Raw genomic sequence first — 21,062 nt, 5'->3', positions numbered from 1 at the left:
ATTTTACTGCTATCTTGAAATAGCTAAGATATCAAAATAGAAAGGAAAACGTATCTTTCTAGCAGGATACGTTTGGGAATGAACTCATGCTTGAAAAGAAAATTGAACGTATCAATGAACTCGCACGCAAGAAAAAAACAGTTGGTTTGACTGGTGAAGAAAAAGTTGAACAAGCTGAATTGCGTAAAGAATACATCGAAGGTTACCGCCGCTCACTCCTTCACCATATCGCTGGTATCAAATTAGTTGACGAGGAAGGAAACGACGTGACACCTGAAAAACTCCGTCAATTGCAACGTGAACGTGGCTTGCACGGCAGAAGCCTTGACGACCCAAATTCATAAAAAGGAAGCTTGGTTATTTTGAAATAACTGAGCTTTTTAAGACTACTAGTTAAAAATTTTCAAGAGATATGATATAATAGAATCCGAACAATTATAGTTTAAGTCCTTAAAAAAGAAAGGTTTCACTCATGACATTTGATGCTATTGATCAGTTGGCAGTCAACACTGTCCGTACGCTTTCGATTGATGCTATTCAAGCAGCTAATTCAGGTCACCCAGGCCTTCCAATGGGAGCTGCTCCGATGGCTTATGTCCTTTGGAATCATGTAATGAATGTTAATCCAAAGACTAGCCGTTCTTGGTCTAACCGCGATCGTTTTGTGCTCTCTGCAGGACATGGTTCTGCCCTTTTATATAGTCTTCTTCATCTATCAGGCTACAAGGTTAGCATGGATGACTTGAAAAACTTCCGTCAGTGGGGCTCAAAAACACCAGGTCACCCAGAAGTCAACCATACAGATGGTGTTGAAGCAACGACTGGACCTCTTGGACAAGGGATTGCAAATGCTGTCGGAATGGCTATGGCAGAAGTGCATTTAGCCGCTAAATTTAACAAACCAGGATTTAATATCGTTGATCATTATACATACGCATTAAATGGTGATGGGTGTCTTATGGAAGGGGTCAGCCAAGAAGCTGCTAGCCTTGCTGGGCATTTGAAACTAGGCAAATTGATCCTTCTTTACGATTCAAATGACATTTCGCTAGATGGTTCAACGTCAAAAGCCTTCACAGAAGACATCAAAGAAAAATTTGAAGCTTTTGGTTGGCAACATATCTTGGTGAAAGATGGTAACGATTTGGAAGCTATTGCTAAAGCCTTGGCAGATGCAAAAGCTGAAACTGAAAAACCATCTATCATTGAAGTGAAAACCATCATCGGTTACGGTGCTGAAAAACAAGGGACATCAGCTGTTCACGGCGCTCCGCTTGGCGCTGAAGGTATTGCTTACGCTAAAAAAGCTTACGGCTGGGATTACCCTGAATTCACCGTTCCTGAAGAAGTCGCAAAACGCTTTGAAGTTGGTATTAAATTCCGCGGAGAAGCTGCTGAAAATGCTTGGCAAACCAAATTCCGTGAATACGAAATGGCTTATCCAGAATTAGCAGCTGAATACAAAAAAGCCTTTGCCAACCAACCTGTAAACGTTGATCTTAAAGCCTTTAACTTGGATTCTAACCAAGCTAGCCGTGTGTCTAGCCAACAAGCAATCCAACAAATTTCTGCCCAAGTGCCATCATTCTGGGGTGGTTCAGCTGACCTCTCGGCTTCAAACAATACCATGGTTGCTAAGGAAACAGATTTCCAACCTGATAATTACATCGGTCGCAACATCTGGTTTGGGGTTCGTGAATTTGCCATGGCTGCTGCTATGAACGGGATTGCCTTGCACGGTGGAACACGTGTTTATGGCGGAACATTCTTCGTCTTTTCAAACTACTTGCTTCCAGCCGTCCGCATGGCAGCTCTTCAACAATTGCCAACCATCTACGTGATGACTCACGATTCTATTGCGGTTGGTGAAGATGGTCCAACACACGAGCCCGTTGAACAATTGGCAAGTGTCCGATCAATGCCAAACTTGAACGTTATCCGTCCAGCTGATGGTAATGAAACTAACGCTGCTTGGAAACGTGCTTTGGCAGAAACAGACCGTCCAACAATGCTTGTCTTGACACGTCAAAACCTTCCTGTCCTTGAAGGCACTAAGGAAATGGCTGAAAAAGGTGTCAACAAGGGAGCTTACATCATTTCTGAAGCAAAAGGTGACCTTGATGGTATTCTTATCGCAACAGGTTCAGAAGTGAAATTGGCGCTTGATGCGCAAGCTGCTTTGGCAGACAAAGGGGTTCATGTGCGCGTGGTTTCAATGCCAGCACAAAATCTCTTTGACGAACAAGATGCTGCTTACAAAGAAAGCATTCTTCCAGCCGCTGTTACAAAACGTTTGGCAATCGAAGCTGGCTCAAGCTTTGGTTGGGGCAAATATGTTGGTCTTAACGGAAAAACATTGACTATCGATACTTGGGGAGCATCAGCACCAGGTGCTAAGATTTTTGAAGAATATGGCTTTACTGTGGACAACGCTGTGAGCCTTTACGAATCTTTTTAAGATAGACATAAGGTTAAATGCGATAAATCATGAGGGAATGGGTCAAGAAATCATTGAAGGGTGGTTTCGTGCTCATTTCCTTTTTTGTCTTGAAATTGCCTCTTGTTTTGACGCTTGCCTTTTTGGTGAGAATGCTTGCAGTCATTTTCCTACAAGGACAGTGGTTTTATCGAAGAGATGTGCGTCTGTTAGACTTAAAATGGCAGGACGTGACGCAATTATTTAACCGACGTTATGGGCAATGGCTGACCATGGTGAGTGTTTTTGTGACGCTGATTGTGGGAATGCTTGTGTTTGTTGCTACGCTTTACCTCGGACAACTGTTAAACAATGTGTTTCTAGCAAATAGCCTCGTGACACTTTTCTTACTGGCTATAGGTATCATTAATCAATTCATAATTTATCGCCTCTTTTGGGACCCCCTCTCTAACCAATCGTCATTTTTGTAATATTCTAAGCGGATTTGTATTATCGTCTGAAAAAAACAGTTCCTCGGACTGTTTTTTTAGTGTATAATAAGGCATATGAAACGAAATTTTGAAACTGTTAATCGAATTGTGATAAAAATTGGGACAAGTTCACTTGTCATGCCAAATGGCAAAATCAATCTGGAAAAGCTTGACCAGTTGGCCTTTGTGATTTCAAGCTTGATGAACAAGGGCAAAGATGTGATTTTGGTGTCATCAGGTGCCATGGGCTTTGGACTAAATGTGTTAAACATGGACAAACGACCGACGGAAATTGCTCGCCAACAAGCTGTATCAAGTGTTGGTCAGGTCGCGATGATGAGTCTGTATTCACAGATTTTTGCACACTATCAGACTAAAGTGAGTCAGCTCTTGATTACGCGTGATGTGGTGGAATATCCTGAAAGTTTGGCGAATTTCACCAATGCTTTTGAAACGCTGTTAAGCATGGGCATTGTGCCGATTGTGAATGAAAATGATGCCATCAGTGTGGACGAGATGGACCATACAACAAAATTTGGGGATAATGACCGTCTATCAGCTATAGTTGCTAAGGTGACAACGGCTGATTTGTTGATTATGTTGTCAGACATTGACGGCTTGTACGACAAAAACCCAAATATCTATGATGACGCACAACTTCGTAAGCAAGTGACAGAAATCACGGATGAGATTATCAAATCTGCAGGTGGTGCAGGTAGCCGTTTTGGAACAGGTGGAATGCTCAGCAAGATTAAGAGTGCGCAAATGATTTTTGATGCAAACAGTCAAATGATTTTAATGAATGGTGAAAATCCGCGTGATATTTTGAAAGTTCTAGAAGGGGCTCAGATAGGAACCTGGTTTTCACAAGTCAAGTAAAGGAGGAGCTTGATGGGATACATTGATGAATTGGGAAAACAAGCAAAGGTAGCTAGCCAAAGTTTGGCAAAACTTGGTACGGCGCAAAAAAATCAGATTTTGGGTCAGGTGGCAGATGCCTTGTTAGCAGAAACGGATGCTATTTTGGCTGAAAATGCTCGTGATGTTGCCAAAGCCAAGGACAATGGCATTTCGCCAGTCATGGTTGACCGTCTGCGTCTGGATGCCAAACGCATTGAAGGGATTGTTGAAGGGGTTCGTCAGGTGGCTGACCTACCCGACCCAATTGGTCAGGTGGTCCGTGGCTACACCAATCTTGATGGCTTGAAAATCGTTCAAAAACGCGTGCCTTTGGGCGTCATTGCGATGATTTTTGAAAGTCGTCCAAATGTTTCGGTGGATGCGTTTAGCCTAGCTTTTAAAACCAGCAATGCCATTATTTTACGCGGTGGACGTGATGCCATTCATTCGAATACAGCACTTGTGACGGTTATCCGTAAAGCGCTAGCGCAAGCAGGTGTGGATGCTAATGCTGTTCAGTTGGTTGAGGATACCAGTCACGCTGTTGCGGAGGAATTGATGCAGGCTATCGATTATATTGACGTGCTTATTCCACGTGGAGGGGCTCGCCTCATTCAAACGGTTAAGGAAAAATCAAAAGTGCCTGTCATTGAAACAGGTGTCGGGAATGTCCACATTTACGTGGATGATTGGGCAGATCTTGATATGGCGACTAAGATTGTCATCAATGCGAAAACCCAGCGTCCAAGCGTGTGCAATGCCGCTGAAAGTCTGTTGGTTCATGAAGCCGTGGCCGATCAATTCTTGCCGCAATTGGAAAGGGAAATTGCCAAAGTGCATCCTGTGACCTTCCGAGCTGACGACAAAGCACTAGCCATTTTCCAAAATGCAGAAGCCGCTTCAGAAGAGGACTATGCCACAGAATTCTTGGATTATGTGATGTCTGTCAAGGTTGTGGGCTCGCTTGATGAGGCCATTGATTGGGTTAATCGCTACACGACGCATCACTCAGAAGCCATTATCACAAAAGACCTTGAGCACGCGGAACGTTTCCAAGACGAAGTTGATGCAGCTGCCGTTTATGTCAATGCATCAACCCGTTTCACTGATGGCTTTGTCTTTGGCTTGGGAGCAGAAATTGGTATTTCAACCCAAAAAATGCATGCGCGTGGTCCAATGGGACTAGAAGCCCTAACCAGCACCAAATTTTATATCAACGGTCAAGGGCAAATCAGACAATGAAAGAAATAAGAGAAAGCCAGTTTGGTTTTCTCTTATTTGTTTGTCCCATCAGTTGGATACCCGAGGGTGGAACTTGTTATATCGACATTTCATTTTTTATGCTATAATGGAAGGTATGACAAAAGATTTTCATCATATAACAGTACTTCTACACGAAACCGTTGATATGCTTGATGTCAAGCCAGATGGTATCTATGTAGATGCCACGCTGGGTGGTGCTGGACATAGTGAATACTTGCTTTCAAAACTAGGTCCCAAAGGGCACCTCTATGCGTTTGACCAAGACCAAACGGCTATTGATAATGCACACATTCGTTTAAAACCATATATTGACAAAGGACAAGTGACTTTCATCAAGGACAACTTTAGGCATTTAAAATCTCAGCTGGCCGCTCATGGTGTTAGTGAAATTGATGGGATTTTATATGATTTAGGGGTATCTAGCCCTCAGCTTGATGAACGCCAACGTGGATTTTCTTATAAAAAAGATGCTCCGCTCGATATGCGTATGAATCGTGATCAAGACCTCTCAGCTTATGATGTGGTCAATACCTATGATTATCATGATTTAGTTCGTATTTTTTTTAAGTATGGCGAAGACAAATTTTCAAAACAAATTGCCCGTAAGATTGAGCAAGCAAGGCAAGTGAAGCCGATTGAAACAACGACTGAATTGGCAGAGATTATCAAGTCAGCCAAACCAGCTAAGGCATTGAAGAAAAAAGGACATCCTGCCAAACAAATTTTCCAAGCCATTCGTATCGAAGTAAACGACGAGCTAGGCGCGGCGGATGAATCCATTCAACAAGCGATTGATTTGTTGGCTGTTGACGGTCGGATATCTGTGATTACCTTCCATTCGCTAGAGGACCGCTTGACCAAACAATTGTTCAAAGAAGCCTCAACGGTGGAAGTTCCCAAAGGATTGCCTTTTATTCCTGAGGATATGCAGCCCACTTTGGCTTTGGTAAATCGCAAACCAATCCTGCCAAGTGAGGAAGAATTACAAGCTAACAACCGCTCCCATTCAGCCAAACTAAGAGTGGCTAGAAAGGTTCACAAAAATCATGACGAACAATAATCGAAATATAGCGATCTCCAATGCTCTAAGAAAGCGAATGAGAACCTTCAATCGCATCGAAAAAGTCTTTTACGGGACTGTTATCCTGACTGCGATTATCATGGCGATTAGTATTGTTTACCTACAAAGTCGCAATTTAGAAGTGCAGCAGGAAATCACCAATCTCAACAGCCAGATTAGTGATGTTCAAACGGAGTACAACAACGCCAAGCAGGAAGTGAATGAATTGACCAGTCGCGACCGCATTCAAAAAATTGCTGGGCAAGAAGGTTTAAGTAGCCAACAAAATAACATTAAGCAGGTGGAGTAGTCTATGAGAAACTTAAAAAATCGTTTTTTAGGCTATGTGCTAAGAGATAGACGAACGCCTAATAAAAATCGAGAGCACGTTGGGCAGAATCTGATGCTTCTGGCCATCTTTCTCTTTTTTATATTTATCATTAATTTCGCCATCATTATCGGAGCAGACACACGGTTTGGGCATAATTTATCCAAGGAAGCTTCTGAGGTCTATCAGCAAGAAGTCACGGTTCAAGCCAAGCGTGGGACCATTTATGACCGCAACGGTGTTGCCTTAGCTGAGGATTCAACGACTTATAGCGTTTATGCGATTATTTCAAAATCTTATGTGTCTTCAACAGGTGAAAAGCTCTATGTAAAAAAATCGCAGTACAACAAGGTAGCTGAGATTTTAAATGAGCAGTTAGGCATTGATAAAGATAAAATCTTAGAACAATTAAACCAAAAAGGCTTGTTCCAGGTATCTTTTGGTAGTTCAGGCTCAGGCCTGACTTACAGCAAGAAGTCAGCCATTGCTCAAGCCATGGAAGAAGCTGGTATCAAGGGAATTGGTTTTGATTCAACGCCAGGTCGCCTCTATCCAAACGGTGTTTTTGCCTCTCAATTTATTGGTTTGACCCAATTAAAAGAAAATAAAGACGGAAAAACCTCTAGTTTGGTGGGTACGTCTGGTATTGAAGCTTCGTTAAATAACATTTTGTCAGGGACAGATGGTAGTGTGATTTACCAAAAAGACAAAAACGGTAACCTCCTTCTTGGTACGGAAAAAGAAGTGAAAAAAGCGGTTGACGGGAAAGACGTTTATACTACTTTATCGGAGCCATTGCAATCTTATTTGGAATCGCAAATGGATATTTTCCAAGAACACGCCAAAGGGAAATATGCTAGTGCAACCGTTGTCAATGCCAAGACAGGTGAAATTTTAGCGACAACGCAACGCCCAACTTACAATGCCCAAACGCTTGAAGGCTACAATGTGGATAACCTCAAAACGTGGAACAACCTCCTATATCAAAACTACTATGAGCCAGGTTCAACCATAAAAGTAATGACTTTGGCATCTGCCATTGATGAAGGGGTCTTTTCACCAAATGAAGTGATTTCAACCATCAACGGGATTACCATTGCCGATACGACTATCAACGACTGGAACGTCAATGAAGGAAATACATCAGTACAATACTTGACCTATGCACAAGGGTTCGCTTGGTCAAGTAACGTTGCGGTGACTAGTCTTGAACAAAAAATGGGCAATGACAAATGGTTGACTTATCTTAATCGCTTTAGATTTGGTTACCCAACTCGCTTTGGAATGCTCAACGAGGATAGCGGTATTTTACCATCTGACAATGAAGTAACAATTGCTATGAGTGCCTTTGGTCAAGGGATTGGTGTGACACAGGTGCAAATGTTACGTGCTTTCACAGCGATTTCTAACAATGGGGTCATGTTGGAGCCAAAATTCATCAGCCAAATTTATGACCCAAATAATAATTCAGCCCGTGTGGCATCGACTGAGGTTGTGGGAAATCCTGTATCAGAAGATGCGGCCAATCAAACACTTGGTTATATGGTGACCGTCGGAACAGACCCGAAATTTGGTACCTTGTATAGCGCAGCTCTTGGTGGCCCAATTATCCAAGTGGGGAATTATTCTGTGGCGGTTAAATCAGGAACGGCTCAGATTGCAGCATCCGCTGAAGAAGGTGGAGGGTATTTGACTGGCTCAAATGACAACCTCTACTCTGTTGTTGCTATGGTGCCTTCAGAAGACCCTGATTTTATCATGTACGTGACCCTTCCACAACCGTCAGAAGCCTTCAATGCCCTTTATTGGCAAGATGTGGTTAATCCTGTTTTGGAAAGAGCCATGATGATGAAGGATACCTTGACGACTACAGCTGTCACAGGTGCTAGCTCAGAAACCACTTATAAACTCAAAGATTATATTGGCAAGAGCCCAGGTGATACCGCCCAAGAACTCCGTGACAATCTTGTTCACCCAGTTGTTGTGGGAACTGGCAGCGAAATCAAGAAAATGTCTAAAGCTGTCGGCAGCAATTTGTCTGAAAATGAACAAATCTTACTGTGGACAGGAAGCCTCAAAGAAGTTCCTGATATGTACGGCTGGACAAAAGAAAATGTGGAACAATTCTCGAACTGGTCAGGTATCAAGATTAAGTTTAAGGGCTCTGATTCTGGAACGGTCGTCAAACAAAGTGTCGCCTCAGAAACCGACATTAAAGGTGTTAAAAAAATTACTATTACTCTAGGAGATTAAGATGTTTTTAAGTTTTGTCGCAGGTATCCTATCCTTTGTCTTAACGATACTTGCCATGCCTTCTTTCATTCGTTTCTACCAATTGAAAAAAATTGGTGGTCAGCAAATGCACGAAGATGTTAAGCAACATTTGGCAAAAGCTGGTACTCCAACTATGGGAGGAACTGTCTTTCTAACCGTTGCCCTTTTAGTGACTGTCTTCTTTAGCTTTTTTGTAGCAAAAGAATCTGGTACAGCCATGTGGAGAACGGCGGGGATTTTGCTGGTCATTCTGATTTATGGAATTATCGGTTTTCTTGATGATTTCCTCAAAATCTTTCGACAAATCAATGAGGGACTAACTCCGTGGCAAAAGATGAGCCTGCAAATCATCGGTGGTTTGATTTTCTATTTTGTTCACGTTCGCTCAAGTGGTATCGATGACCTGAATGTCTTTGGGTTTGATGTTCACCTTGGTTGGTTTTACATTTTCTTTGTTCTCTTTTGGATTGTCGGTTTTTCAAATGCGGTTAATTTGACTGATGGTATTGATGGCTTGGCCTCTATTTCCGTTGCCATTAGTTTGGCAGCTTACGGTGTGATTGCCGTGGTGCAAAAACAATTTGACGTGTTGTTGATTATCATTACCATGATTGGAGCTTTGTTTGGTTTCTTTGTCTTTAACCACAAACCAGCCAAAATTTTCATGGGTGATGTGGGAAGTTTGGCTTTAGGAGCGATGTTAGCAGCAATTTCCATTGCCCTTCGCCAAGAATGGACTTTGTTACTTATCGGTATTGTCTATGTCTTTGAAACTAGCTCTGTTATGTTGCAAGTGGCTTATTTCAAATACACCAAACGAAAATATGGAGAAGGTCGCCGTATTTTCCGCATGACGCCTTTCCACCACCATTTGGAATTGGGAGGATTGACAGGAAAAGCGGAGCGCTGGTCTGAATGGCGAGTGGATGCCTTCCTTTGGAGCGTTGGGGCTATCGGCAGCTTGCTCACCCTAGCCTTCCTTTATCTCTTTTAAAAATAGTTGAGTCAAGATATTTTCTTGGCTTTTTTGTATCCCAGTGAGTCATTTTGCCTTAATATGCCATTTAATGATATAATAAAAAGGTGTCCATGTGTTTACTCACGAAAATAGAGGCGGTGCTTTTTGAGCGAATAGCTCAGCAGCTTGCCCAAAAGAATGTACGATAAAAGAAATAAGGAGAATCGAGGTAGCAATGTCTTTTAACGACTTTAATTTTAAACCTTTTATTCGAGAGGCGCTTCAAGAATTAGCCTTTCAAAACCCAACACCCGTGCAACAAAAGTTAATTCCTGTTGTGCGCTCAGGTCGTGATTTGGTGGGAGAATCAAAAACAGGTTCTGGGAAAACCCACACCTTTTTATTGCCAATTTTTGAGCAATTAGATGCGACAAGTAAGGACGTTCAGGCAGTTATTACAGCTCCAAGCCGTGAATTGGCCACGCAAATTTACCAAGCTGCTAAACAAATTGCTAAGCATTCTGAGGTACCAGTTCGTTTGGCAAACTATGTTGGAGGGACAGATAAGGCTAGACAAATCGAGCGACTCAAGACCAGCCAACCCCATATCGTCATCGGAACGCCAGGCCGTATTTATGATTTGGTTAAATCCGGCGATTTGAAAATCTACAAGGCCCGCACTTTTGTTGTCGACGAGGCTGATATGACCTTAGACATGGGATTCTTGGATACAGTTGATAAGATTGCTGGGACTTTGCCAAAAGACGTTCAAATTCTGGTCTTTTCAGCGACCATTCCGCAAAAATTACAGCCATTTTTGAAGAAATACTTGACCAATCCTGTGATGGAAAAAATCGTAACGCATACGGTGATTTCAGATACCATTGACAACTGGTTGATTTCAACGAAGGGCCGTGCTAAAAATGAGCAAATTTTGGCAATTACCAAGGCCATTCGTCCTTATATTGCGATGATTTTCGCCAATACCAAGGAACGTGTTGATGAGTTGCACAGCTATCTTGCATCAAATGGTTTGAAAGTGGCTAAAATCCACGGTGGCATTCCGCCAAGAGAACGCAAGCGTACCATGAACCAAATCAAAAACATGGCTTATGAATATGTGGTGGCGACTGACTTGGCTGCGCGTGGTATTGATATTGAAGGGGTTAGTCATGTTATCAATGATGCCATTCCGCAAGATTTGTCCTTCTTTGTGCACCGTGTTGGGCGTACAGGTCGTAATGGTCTAAGCGGCGTTGCAATTACCCTTTACCAACCAAGCGATGATTCAGATATTCGTGAATTGGAAAAAATGGGAATTACCTTTGTGCCAAAAGTCCTTAAAAATGGCGAATTCCAGGACACCTATGACCGAGACCGCCGTGCCAATCGTGAAAAATCGTATCAAAAATTAGATACTGAAATGATTGGTTTGGTTAAGAAGAAAAAGAAAAAAATCAAACCGGGTTATAAGAAAAAAATCCAATGGAAAGTTGAAGAAAAACGTAAACGTGAGCGTCGTGCGGCTAACCGTGCCAAAGGACGTGCAGAACGTAAAGCCAAAAAACAAACTTTCTAAGATATGTGGTGGAACCAAACCTTGTTCCCAGCTAAATGATCCTCTATCATCTGTTGCGATGATTATATAATCCTCAAAGAGATCTGCGACGCTTGTTTCAGGTCTTTTTTTGTCAATTTTTGTGCTTATGGTTTTGATAGTTTTTTCTTATCAGTGCTATAAAAAATATGTATTGGGAAAGTTGCTCTAAGTTTGATAGACTGTAACAGATTAAAAGAAAAGAGGACGCCTTATGAAAAAGAAATCTGTTACGCTGTTAAGCACCCTAGCCCTAATTTTCCTAGCCGTTTTGTCGGCTTGCTCAACTCAATCACAAAACCAGTCTGACGGTAAAACGGTGATTAAGGTTGCAACAGATTCTGATACGGCTCCTTTTACCTACAAAGATGGAAAGACCTACAAAGGCTACGATATTGACGTGGTCAAGGCCATTTTCAAGGATTCAAAGGACTACCAAGTCGAATTTGTCACAACGCCTTTTGATTCCATTTTGACAGGAATTGATGCGGGACGTTACCAAATTGCGGCCAATGATTTTAACTACAATGAACAACGTGCCCAAAAATACCTGTTCTCTAACCCTATTTCTCGCTCAAATGCGGCTATTGTCAGTCAAAAAGGCACACAATACAGCAGTTTGGACGACTTATCAGGTAAAAGCACAGAAGTCATTTCAGGAACCAATTATGCGCAAATCCTTGAAAAATGGAACACTGATCACCCTGACAAAACCCCTATTCAAATCAATTATGTGTCTAGCTCAACTGGGGTGACCACACGTGTCCAACGCGTTGAAAATGGCAATATTGACTTTATTTTATACGATGCCATTTCAGCTGAGTACATTGCCAAGGACCAAGGGTTTGATGTGACGGTGACCAAACTCAGCGACCAAGTTGGGGACAAGACAGACGGTTTAGAATACCTTGTCTTTGCGGACACCAAAGAAGGAAAAGAACTCCAAAGCTTTGTCAATAAACGCCTTAAAACTTTGAAAAAAGATGGGACTTTGGCTAGCTTGAGCGAAACTTACTTTGGTGGGGACTATGTGTCAGGGCTTGATTAGTACCTAGGCTTTCATCCATTAAGAAAAGATAAGCTTTGATGACGATATGGAAAGGAGAATGTTATGTCATTTACGATACTTGCTTCAGGTTTATCTTGGTATGACCGTTTACTCGAACACATTCCAGAAGGTCATCTCTTTAGTTGGCGTGCGGTTTTTGATGCCATGCCATCTATCATTGAACGTGTTCCAGTCATGCTGGGCTTGACCTTGGGCGGTGCGGTTTTTGGTATTTTGCTCGCTTTGCTTTTTGCGATTGTCAAAATCAATCAAACCAAAATCTTGTATCCCATTCAGTCCGTTGTTGTGAGTTTCCTACGTGGGACGCCTATCTTGGTTCAATTGATGTTGAGTTATTATGGGATTCCCTTGTTTTTGAAATTTTTAAATCAAAAGTACGGTTTTGATTGGAATATCAATGCCATTCCAGCGTCGGTTTTTGCCATTACGGCTTTTGCCTTAAATAATGCAGCCTATGCCAGCGAAACCATTCGTGCTGCCATTCAGGCGGTTAATGCAGGTGAAATTGAGGCGGCTAAGAGTTTGGGGATGACCAATCTTCAAGTCTACCGCCGTGTGATTATCCCTAATGCAGCCGTGATTGCCACACCAACCCTTATCAATAGCTTGATTGGTTTGACAAAAGAAACATCTTTGGCTTTTAACGTTGGGATTATTGAAATGTTTGCCCAAGCTCAAATCTTGGGTGGTTCGGACTATCGTTATTTTGAACGCTATATTGCGGTAGCTTTGGTTTACTGGGCAGTCAGCATTATCATTGAACAAACAGGACGTCTTATTGAAAAGAAATTATCAATTGAGCCTCCTAAGACCAGTTTAGAAACGCAAGAGGTGATTGCTAATGATTAAAATCAGTCATTTAACCAAAACTTTTGCAGGGCAAAAGGTTTTAGATGGTATTGATGTCACCATTCAAAAAGGTGAGGTGATTGCCATTGTCGGAGCATCAGGAGCAGGAAAATCAACCTTTTTACGCAGCCTAAATTATCTAGAAAAGCCTGATAGTGGCACAATTCAAATCGATGATTTTAAGGTTGACTTTCAAACGATTAGCACAGAAGAAATCTTGACCCTACGTCGCAAATTAGCGATGGTTTTCCAACAATTCAACCTTTTTGAGCGTCGCACAGCACTTGATAACGTCAAAGAAGGGCTTAAAATTGTTAAGAAAATGCCTGATGACCAAGCCACCAAAATTGCCAAGGAAGAGCTGGCTAAGGTTGGGTTATCAGACCGTGAAAACCATTACCCCAAACAATTATCAGGGGGGCAAAAACAACGGGTTGGCTTGGCGCGTGCACTTGCCATGAAACCTGATGTCTTGTTGCTGGACGAACCAACATCAGCCTTGGACCCAGAATTGGTTGGTGAAGTGGAAAAATCCATTGCCAATGCGGCTAAGGATGGGCAAACCATGATTTTGGTCAGTCACGATATGAATTTTGTCTATCAAGTCGCTGATTATGTGCTTTTCTTGGATAAGGGACATATCATCGAATCAGGCACACCTGAGGAACTCTTTAAACACCCTAAAGAAGAACGCACCAAAGAATTTTTCGCAAACTACCAAAAAACGTACATTTAAAGCCTAAATTTTGTTATAATGAGAGCCAGAAGTCTTTTGGCTCTTTTTATCAAATGAAAACAATGATAGGATAAGATATGTTTTTAGAAATATTAGGTTTTTACCTACAAGGACTATTATCAGGGCTTGTCTTTGCGATTGTTGCGGCTATTTTATGGACCTTGTGGCGCGTTTTTCGCCATTTGGATAAGACAGCCAAAGAACGTCAAGCCTTTTTGTATGACTTGGTGACCATCATTTTAATGACGGTACCCGTTTTGTCGTTTGCGTTTATGGCGATTATTTTAATGTTGCGAGCCTAATGATTGAAATTGGCTTGCTTGACTGATACAATGAAAAAACGAAAACAGTTGAGGAGAGTATAAGCATGTATGATACACTCATTATCGGATCAGGACCAGCTGGGATGACAGCTGCTCTTTATGCCGCAAGGTCTAACATAAAAGTTGGTATTATCGAACAAGGAGCACCTGGTGGTCAGATGAACAATACCTCAGACATTGAGAACTACCCAGGTTATGACCGCATTTCAGGGCCTGAATTAGCCATGAACATGTACACACCGCTTGAAAAATTTGAAGTGGAAAATATCTACGGGATTGTGCAACGTGTGGAAGATGCTGGTGCTGTCAAGCGCGTGGTGACGGATGACAATACCTACGAAGCCAAGACGGTTATTTTAGCCACAGGAGCCAAACATCGCACGCTTGGTGTGACTGGTGAGGAAGAATACACTAGTCGCGGCGTTTCTTACTGTGCGGTGTGTGACGGTGCTTTTTTCCGCAACCAAGATTTGTTGGTTGTTGGTGGCGGTGATTCTGCCGTTGAAGAAGCGGTTTACTTGACTCAATTTGCCAAATCAGTGACCATTATTCATCGTCGTGATGCTTTGCGTGCCCAAAAGATTTTGCAAGATCGTGCCTTTTCTAATGACAAGGTTCATTTTATTTGGGATTCGGTTGTGAAAGAAATCAAAGGAACAGACGTGAAGGTATCAGGCGTGACTATTGAAAACGTCAAAACGGGCGAAATCAGTGAACATGATTTTGGCGGTATTTTCATCTATGTGGGTATTGACCCTGTGTCACACATGGTGGCTGACTTGGGCATTACTGATGAAGCAGGTTGGGTGCTGACAGATGAGCACATGAGAACAAGCATTCCTGGTATTTTTGCCATTGGAGATGTGCGCCAAAAAGACTTGCGTCAGATTGCCACAGCTGTTGGTGATGGTGCCATTGCTGGGCAAGGTGTTTACCAGTACATTGAAAATATGTCTTAATATTTGACAAAGGGATGGCTTTTGGCTATCCTTTTTAATATTCTTTGAAGGAAAACTCACAAAGATTTTAGCAAGTCCCTTGTATTTGTGCTATAATATGAGAGATTACTAACTGTTTTGGCAGCTGCGATGGTTTTTAGCCTTCTGAGTCCAAACAAAAATAAAAACGAGGAAAGTCAGATGTATCAAGACGATAGTTTAACACTCCATACCGACTTGTATCAGATTAACATGATGCAAGTGTATTTTGATAAGGGCATCCATAATAAAAATGCAGTCTTTGAGATTTATTTTAGAAAAGAACCTTTTGCTAGTGGCTACGCTGTTTTTGCGGGGCTACAACGCATGGTGGAATACTTGAATAACTTGCACTTTAGCGACACCGACATTGCTTATTTGGAAAGCTTGGGTTACGCTGCGGATTTCATTGATTATTTGAGAAATCTCAAGCTGGAATTGAGTATTCGTTCGGCTCAAGAAGGGGATTTGGTCTTTGCTAATGAGCCGATTGTTCAGGTGGAAGGTCCACTGGCACAATGCCAATTAGTAGAAACAGCCTTGCTTAATATCGTGAATTTTCAGACCCTCATTGCGACCAAGGCTTCTCGCATTCGTTCGGTGATTGACGATGAACCTTTGCTTGAATTTGGAACGCGTCGTGCCCAAGAAATGGATGCTGCCATTTGGGGAACCCGCGCAGCTGTTATCGGTGGTGCCAATGCTACTTCAAATGTTCGTGCTGGTAAATTGTTTGACATTCCTGTTTCAGGAACGCACGCGCATTCTTTGGTGCAGGCTTACGGAGATGATTACGAAGCCTTCATGGCCTATGCTGGCACGCACAAGGATTGTGTTTTCCTTGTAGATACTTACGATACCCTTCGCCTTGGTGTTCCTGCTGCTATTCGTGTGGCCAATGAACTGGGTGACAAGATTAATTTCCTCGGTGTTCGCATTGACTCAGGGGACATGGCTTATTTGTCTAAGAAAGTCCGTGAACAGCTAGATGACGCTGGTTATCCTGATGCCAAAATCTACGCGTCTAATGATTTGGATGAAAATACCATCCTCAACCTCAAAATGCAAAAAGCTAAAATTGATGTTTGGGGAGTTGGTACTAAGCTTATCACGGCTTATGACCAGCCAGCTATGGGGGCCGTTTACAAAATCGTATCTATTGAAGACGATAACGGCGAGATGCAAGACACTATCAAACTGTCTAATAACGCTGAAAAAGTATCAACCCCAGGTAAGAAGCAAGTTTGGCGTATTACCAGCCGTGAAAAAGGAAAAACCGAAGGGGACTACATCACCTTTACTGATACAGATGTGAATGCTTTGGATGAAATCTACATGTTCCATCCAACCTATACTTACATCAATAAAACAGTAAAAGACTTTGAAGCAGTGCCACTTTTGGTTGATGTATTTGACAAGGGTAAATTGGTGTATGACTTGCCTAATCTTTCAGATATTCAAACCTATGCCCGCCAAGAATTTGACAAATTGTGGGATGAGTACAAACGTATCTTAAATCCGCAAGATTACCCAGTGGATTTGTCATTAGATGTCTGGGAAAACAAGATGAACTTGATTGACCGTATTCGTAAGGAAGCCCAACAAAAAGGAGAAGTGAAATGAGTTTACAAGATGAGATTATTGCAGAATTAAAAGTAAAACCAAGCATTGACCCAAAAGAAGAAATTCGTGTATCGGTTGATTTTCTTAAAGACTATTTGAAAAAGCATAGTTTCTTAAAAAGCTATGTGCTAGGAATTTCAGGTGGGCAAGATTCTAGTTTGGCAGGACGTTTGGCACAAATCGCAGTAGAAGAACTCCGTGCTGAAACAGGTGACGACAGTTATCGCTTTATCGCAGTGCGTTTGCCATATGGCGTGCAAGCAGACGAAGAGGATGCCCAACGTGCCCTTGCTTTTATCAAGCCAGACGTCAGCATTGCAGTGAACATCAAAGCAGGTGTTGATGGGCAAGTTGCAGCCCTTGAAGAAGCAGGTATTGAAGTTTCTGATTTTAATAAGGGAAATATCAAGGCTCGCCAACGCATGATTACCCAATATGCCGTGGCTGGTGCCAATAGCGGAGCGGTTATCGGAACAGATCACGCTGCAGAAAACATCACAGGCTTCTTTACCAAATTCGGTGACGGTGGTGCTGACGTTATCCCGCTTTATCGCCTCAACAAACGCCAGGGCAAACAATTATTGGCAGAATTAGGGGCTAACCCAGCCATTTATGAAAAAATTCCAACTGCTGATTTGGAAGAAAATCGCCCAGGTATTGCTGACGAAGTGGCTCTTGGTGTGACTTACAACGATATTGATGATTACCTTGAAGGTAAAGAAGTGTCACCAAAAGCCAAAGAAACCATTGAAAACTGGTGGCGTAAAACCGAACACAAACGCCATTTACCAATCACCGTTTTTGATGATTTTTGGAAATAAAACAGATTCAAAAAAGACCGCTAAGGTCTTTTTTGCCGCTTTTAAGCCAGAATTCCCTATAATTGCTTGAATTCTGCCTCTTAAGCGTTATAATAGATAGTGATTAATTTGGTTAAGTAGGGCTAGGTGCTTGCTTGACTGATTTTGGAGGAGGAAATATGTCAGAATTATCATCATCATTTACAGACAAACTATTTGCTGATTTTCAAGACAATAGCAAATTGCGTGCTGTTGAAAATGCTGTCACTCACAACGGCTTGTTGAAATCACTTGAAACACGCCAAAGCCAAGTGGAAAACGACCATGTCTTTTCTATTGATTTGACAAAAGATAAGGTAGCTAACCAAAAAGCATCAGGTCGTTGCTGGATGTTTGCGGCGCTTAATACCTTTCGTCACAAATTGATTTCAGACCTTAACTTGGATAATTTCGAGCTTTCTCAAGCCCACACATTCTTCTGGGACAAATACGAAAAATCAAACTGGTTCTTAGAACAAGTCATTGCGACTGCAGACCAAGAACTTGGCAGCCGTAAAGTGAAATTCTTACTAGACGTTCCCCAACAAGACGGTGGTCAATGGGATATGGTGGTGGCTCTTTTTGAAAAATACGGTGTCGTGCCAAAATCAGCTTACCCAGAATCAGTATCATCAAGCAACAGCCGTGAATTGAACCAATACTTGAACAAATTGTTGCGTCAAGATGCTCAAATTTTGCGTGAAGCTGTTGCAGCAGGTGTCGGTGCTGAAGGCATCAGAGCTCAAAAAGAAGCTTTACTTCAAGAAATCTTCAATTTCTTGGCTGTTAATCTCGGTTTGCCACCACGCACATTTGACTTTGCTTACCGTGACAAAGACAACAACTACCATTCTGATAAAAACATTACACCACAAGAATTCTTCAAAAAATACGTTGGTTTGAACCTATCAGATTACGTTTCTGTTATCAATGCCCCAACAGCAGACAAACCTTATGGCAAATCTTACACTGTTGATATGCTTGGTAACGTTGTGGGTAGTCGTGCGGTACGTTACCTCAATCTTGATATGACACGTTTCAAAGAATTGGCTATTGCTCAAATGCAAGCTGGTGAAACCGTTTGGTTTGGTTCTGATGTCGGTCAAATTTCAGACCGTCAAAAAGGTATCTTAGCAACAAATGTTTACGATTTTGATACGGCTATGAACATTTCCTTCACACAAGACAAAGCAGGACGTTTGGATTACAGCGAAAGCTTGATGACTCACGCTATGGTCTTAACTGGTGTGGATTTGGCTGAAAATGGCGAACCTCTCAAATGGAAAGTTGAAAATTCATGGGGAGAAAAAGTTGGTGACAAAGGTTACTTCGTTGCTTCAGACGCTTGGATGGATGAATTTACCTACCAAATCGTCGTTCGTAAAGAATTCTTAACTGATGAGGAACTTGCTGCTTATGAAGCTGAACCAACTGTATTAGCACCTTGGGACCCAATGGGAGCCTTGGCTAGCCAAACAGATTTGTAAAAATATTAAAACTGGCGTTGGATATTTCTCCAAGCCAGTTTTTTATCACAAAATGTTGAAGTCATCAAAAAGCCTGTAACATTTTTAGTTACAGGCTTTTTGCATAAGTATTATTGACCAGTTGTCGCTGTGCTATCAGAGTTGTTTTGGCTTGTCGTGCTATTAGCATCGCTGGTCGTATTGTTATTAGGTGTTGTATAGCTGTTGTTATTGTTATAGCTATTGTTGGCATCTGTTATTGCATCAGGGGTGCTTACAGAAGGATTGTTACTCATTGAATTACTATCGCTAGTATTATCATCGTTATCAGAGCTATCTGTTGAAGATGAAACTTCTGTTGATGTTTGGTCTTCTGAAGAACTTGAATTAGAACCGTAGAGGTTACTATATACAGATGACAATGAAGATGAGGCAGAAGAATTATTTTTTGCCCCTTTTAGGTAAACATAACCACCGCTTGTGTAAACGCCACTTGGTTGCGTGAAGTTCTTGCTACCGCTACCGTATTTTTCATTGAGGTAACTTTGCATAGCCTTGTAAACTTCGGCCGCAACGTTTAGCCCACTACCGTAGATTGGAGTCATACGGTCTTTGTAACCTGTCCACACTGCCATCGAATATTGCGTTGTGTAACCAACAAATAATTCATCAGGTGCCATGGTTCCAACTGCACTGTTGTAAATACCAGTTGTTTGTTCAATTTTTTCTAATTCTTCATCAGAATAGTTTGATGTTCCTGTTTTACCAGCTTGGTATAAACCAGGGATAGAAGCTGTTGTACCAGTACCGTAAGTCAAAACGGTTTTCAGCATTGACGTCATCATGTAGGCTGTTGTTTCCTTCATGGCACGTGTACCAGATGTTTCAAAGGTTTGGCTAGTTCCATCGTTAAATTCAATCTTGTTGACGTATTGTGGTTTGTAATAGGTTCCACCATTTGCAAAAGCAGCGTAGGCAGCAGCCATTTTCAGACTGCTTGCGCCGTATTTTTCATTCGAGTCACTTGTCGAACTTGAAATGGCGTTTGAATAGTAAAGTTGAGGGTAGTAAATGCCCAAACCTTCTAGGAATTTCTTAGCATTATTCAAACCAACAGCTTCCAAGGCTCTCACGGCAGGAACGTTACGCGATTGTTGAATGGCTGTTTGAATAGTCATGTTGCCATAGTATTGACGGTCCCAGTTGTAGAGCTGAGTTGAAGTGCCAGGCCAGTAGTACTTGGTATCGCTGGTTGTGGCAGCAGTACTTGTGTAAATACCGTCTTCAATAGCTGGGGCATAATCTGTAATAGGTTTCATGGTTGACCCCCAGTCCCTATCGGTAAGAACGGCTTGGTTGGTTCCCAATGAAACGGTTGTGTCTTGGTTTCGTGCACCAAGTTGCGCAATGACTTTACCAGTATTGACATCGATAATGGTTGAAGCCACTTGCAAATCAGAGTCAGGGTAAGACACATAATAGTCAGTATTATAGACATTCCAGAGGTATTTTTGAACATCGGTATCTACGTTTGTGTAAACCTTCAAACCTGCTGAATAAATGTCTTGACCAGTTTCGTCTTTGACTTCTTCGATGACTTCCTTGATGTAATTATCCAAGTAATCATCATAGCTAGACGTTTCGGTCAATGGTTGTAAACCATCAGTGACTGGTGTTGCAATAGCAGTTTGGTATTCTTCTTTTGAGATGTCGCCATCTTCGTACATTTGTGATAAAACGGTATCACGACGATTTTGGGCAGCATCTGGATTGGTGTAAGGGTTGTATTGGCTTGGTGCTTGAGGAAGCCCTGCTAAAAGCGCTAATTGGGCAATAGACAAGTCTTTGAGGTCCTTGCCATAGTAAGATTTAGCCGCTGTCAGCATCCCGTAG

19 protein-coding genes are annotated in these 21,062 nt (G+C 42.0%); 18 read left to right on the top strand and 1 reads right to left on the bottom strand.

Annotated elements, in window-relative coordinates; genetic code table 11:
- Positions 1–86 precede the first annotated feature (86 nt).
- The 18 genes from B3R79_RS00910 to pepC all read left to right on the top strand — a co-directional run bounded on the left by B3R79_RS00910 (position 87) and on the right by pepC (position 19,190).
- Positions 87–344: a DUF896 family protein gene (locus B3R79_RS00910; RefSeq protein ID WP_168261342.1), complete on the top strand. Its 258-nt coding sequence runs from the start codon at positions 87–89 to the stop codon at positions 342–344.
- 128 nt (positions 345–472) lie between these two features.
- A complete protein-coding gene (tkt, locus tag B3R79_RS00905; protein ID WP_293693175.1) occupies positions 473–2,458 on the top strand; it encodes a transketolase in 1,986 nt (661 codons plus the stop codon).
- Between the two features lie 29 nt (positions 2,459–2,487).
- Positions 2,488–2,907, top strand: a complete 420-nt coding sequence (locus B3R79_RS00900) for a hypothetical protein (RefSeq protein ID WP_168261340.1) — start codon at positions 2,488–2,490, stop codon at positions 2,905–2,907.
- Between the two features lie 75 nt (positions 2,908–2,982).
- Entirely contained in the window at positions 2,983–3,786 is an 804-nt protein-coding gene (gene proB, locus B3R79_RS00895; protein ID WP_168261339.1) for a glutamate 5-kinase, read from the top strand.
- 12 nt (positions 3,787–3,798) lie between these two features.
- On the top strand, positions 3,799–5,049 hold the full coding sequence (locus tag B3R79_RS00890) for a glutamate-5-semialdehyde dehydrogenase (protein ID WP_293693174.1): 1,251 nt from the start codon (positions 3,799–3,801) through the stop codon (positions 5,047–5,049).
- A 115-nt stretch (positions 5,050–5,164) separates the two neighbouring features.
- Positions 5,165–6,130, top strand: a complete 966-nt coding sequence (gene rsmH / locus B3R79_RS00885) for a 16S rRNA (cytosine(1402)-N(4))-methyltransferase RsmH (protein ID WP_293651014.1) — start codon at positions 5,165–5,167, stop codon at positions 6,128–6,130.
- Positions 6,117–6,440 carry a cell division protein FtsL gene (ftsL, locus tag B3R79_RS00880; RefSeq protein WP_235280484.1) on the top strand — a complete coding sequence of 108 codons (324 nt, stop codon included), beginning with the start codon at positions 6,117–6,119 and terminating at the stop codon, positions 6,438–6,440. Before rsmH ends, ftsL begins: the two co-directional genes overlap by 14 nt.
- Positions 6,441–6,443: 3 nt before the next feature.
- A complete protein-coding gene (gene pbp2X, locus B3R79_RS00875; RefSeq protein WP_293693173.1) occupies positions 6,444–8,711 on the top strand; it encodes a penicillin-binding protein PBP2X in 2,268 nt (755 codons plus the stop codon).
- 1 nt (position 8,712) lies between these two features.
- The gene (gene mraY / locus B3R79_RS00870) at positions 8,713–9,726 is read left to right on the top strand and encodes a phospho-N-acetylmuramoyl-pentapeptide-transferase (protein ID WP_293693172.1); all 1,014 of its coding nucleotides are present in this window, start codon (positions 8,713–8,715) and stop codon (positions 9,724–9,726) included.
- A 199-nt stretch (positions 9,727–9,925) separates the two neighbouring features.
- Complete coding sequence (locus B3R79_RS00865; RefSeq protein WP_293693171.1) at positions 9,926–11,269, top strand: DEAD/DEAH box helicase; 1,344 nt, start codon at positions 9,926–9,928, stop codon at positions 11,267–11,269.
- Between the two features lie 232 nt (positions 11,270–11,501).
- Complete coding sequence (locus B3R79_RS00860) at positions 11,502–12,335, top strand: transporter substrate-binding domain-containing protein (protein WP_168261331.1); 834 nt, start codon at positions 11,502–11,504, stop codon at positions 12,333–12,335.
- A 63-nt stretch (positions 12,336–12,398) separates the two neighbouring features.
- Positions 12,399–13,205: an amino acid ABC transporter permease gene (locus tag B3R79_RS00855; protein WP_154454658.1), complete on the top strand. Its 807-nt coding sequence runs from the start codon at positions 12,399–12,401 to the stop codon at positions 13,203–13,205.
- Positions 13,198–13,941 carry an amino acid ABC transporter ATP-binding protein gene (locus B3R79_RS00850; RefSeq protein ID WP_293693170.1) on the top strand — a complete coding sequence of 248 codons (744 nt, stop codon included), beginning with the start codon at positions 13,198–13,200 and terminating at the stop codon, positions 13,939–13,941. Before B3R79_RS00855 ends, B3R79_RS00850 begins: the two co-directional genes overlap by 8 nt.
- 77 nt (positions 13,942–14,018) lie before the next feature.
- Positions 14,019–14,243, top strand: a complete 225-nt coding sequence (locus tag B3R79_RS00845; RefSeq protein WP_154454656.1) for a DUF4059 family protein — start codon at positions 14,019–14,021, stop codon at positions 14,241–14,243.
- A gap of 65 nt (positions 14,244–14,308) precedes the next feature.
- Entirely contained in the window at positions 14,309–15,223 is a 915-nt protein-coding gene (gene trxB / locus B3R79_RS00840; protein ID WP_168261329.1) for a thioredoxin-disulfide reductase, read from the top strand.
- 180 nt (positions 15,224–15,403) lie between these two features.
- Complete coding sequence (locus B3R79_RS00835) at positions 15,404–16,864, top strand: nicotinate phosphoribosyltransferase (RefSeq protein ID WP_168261328.1); 1,461 nt, start codon at positions 15,404–15,406, stop codon at positions 16,862–16,864.
- Entirely contained in the window at positions 16,861–17,685 is an 825-nt protein-coding gene (gene nadE / locus B3R79_RS00830; RefSeq protein WP_167829269.1) for an ammonia-dependent NAD(+) synthetase, read from the top strand. The genes B3R79_RS00835 and nadE overlap by 4 nt, the downstream gene beginning before the upstream one ends.
- 158 nt (positions 17,686–17,843) lie before the next feature.
- Positions 17,844–19,190, top strand: a complete 1,347-nt coding sequence (gene pepC, locus B3R79_RS00825) for an aminopeptidase C (RefSeq protein WP_204984762.1) — start codon at positions 17,844–17,846, stop codon at positions 19,188–19,190.
- A 110-nt stretch (positions 19,191–19,300) separates the two neighbouring features.
- Here pepC and B3R79_RS00820 read toward each other — a convergent pair.
- On the bottom strand, positions 19,301–21,062 hold a 1,762-nt coding region (locus B3R79_RS00820; protein ID WP_293693169.1), incomplete at its 5' end, for a penicillin-binding transpeptidase domain-containing protein.

The sequence above is a fragment of the Streptococcus sp. UBA3373 genome (assembly GCF_002360305.1).
GTDB lineage: Bacteria > Bacillota > Bacilli > Lactobacillales > Streptococcaceae > Streptococcus > Streptococcus alactolyticus.
The sequence above is the reverse complement of the archived record's forward strand: the minus strand, read 5'-3'. Positions and strand labels throughout refer to the sequence as shown.

Bases quoted from the DNA above. Each gene is read 5' to 3' on its own strand.
- tkt (WP_293693175.1), top strand. From the start codon at position 473: ATGACATTTGATGCTATTGATCAGTTGGCAGTCAACACTGTCCGTACG.
- B3R79_RS00860 (WP_168261331.1), top strand. From the start codon at position 11,502: ATGAAAAAGAAATCTGTTACGCTGTTAAGCACCCTAGCCCTAATTTTC.
- pbp2X (WP_293693173.1), top strand. From the start codon at position 6,444: ATGAGAAACTTAAAAAATCGTTTTTTAGGCTATGTGCTAAGAGATAGA.
- rsmH (WP_293651014.1), top strand. From the start codon at position 5,165: ATGACAAAAGATTTTCATCATATAACAGTACTTCTACACGAAACCGTT.
- B3R79_RS00850 (WP_293693170.1), top strand. From the start codon at position 13,198: ATGATTAAAATCAGTCATTTAACCAAAACTTTTGCAGGGCAAAAGGTT.
- B3R79_RS00910 (WP_168261342.1), top strand. From the start codon at position 87: ATGCTTGAAAAGAAAATTGAACGTATCAATGAACTCGCACGCAAGAAA.
- B3R79_RS00845 (WP_154454656.1), top strand. From the start codon at position 14,019: ATGTTTTTAGAAATATTAGGTTTTTACCTACAAGGACTATTATCAGGG.
- B3R79_RS00890 (WP_293693174.1), top strand. From the start codon at position 3,799: ATGGGATACATTGATGAATTGGGAAAACAAGCAAAGGTAGCTAGCCAA.
- B3R79_RS00865 (WP_293693171.1), top strand. From the start codon at position 9,926: ATGTCTTTTAACGACTTTAATTTTAAACCTTTTATTCGAGAGGCGCTT.
- B3R79_RS00855 (WP_154454658.1), top strand. From the start codon at position 12,399: ATGTCATTTACGATACTTGCTTCAGGTTTATCTTGGTATGACCGTTTA.
- nadE (WP_167829269.1), top strand. From the start codon at position 16,861: ATGAGTTTACAAGATGAGATTATTGCAGAATTAAAAGTAAAACCAAGC.
- ftsL (WP_235280484.1), top strand. From the start codon at position 6,117: ATGACGAACAATAATCGAAATATAGCGATCTCCAATGCTCTAAGAAAG.
- trxB (WP_168261329.1), top strand. From the start codon at position 14,309: ATGTATGATACACTCATTATCGGATCAGGACCAGCTGGGATGACAGCT.
- mraY (WP_293693172.1), top strand. From the start codon at position 8,713: ATGTTTTTAAGTTTTGTCGCAGGTATCCTATCCTTTGTCTTAACGATA.
- proB (WP_168261339.1), top strand. From the start codon at position 2,983: ATGAAACGAAATTTTGAAACTGTTAATCGAATTGTGATAAAAATTGGG.
- pepC (WP_204984762.1), top strand. From the start codon at position 17,844: ATGTCAGAATTATCATCATCATTTACAGACAAACTATTTGCTGATTTT.
- B3R79_RS00900 (WP_168261340.1), top strand. From the start codon at position 2,488: ATGAGGGAATGGGTCAAGAAATCATTGAAGGGTGGTTTCGTGCTCATT.
- B3R79_RS00835 (WP_168261328.1), top strand. From the start codon at position 15,404: ATGTATCAAGACGATAGTTTAACACTCCATACCGACTTGTATCAGATT.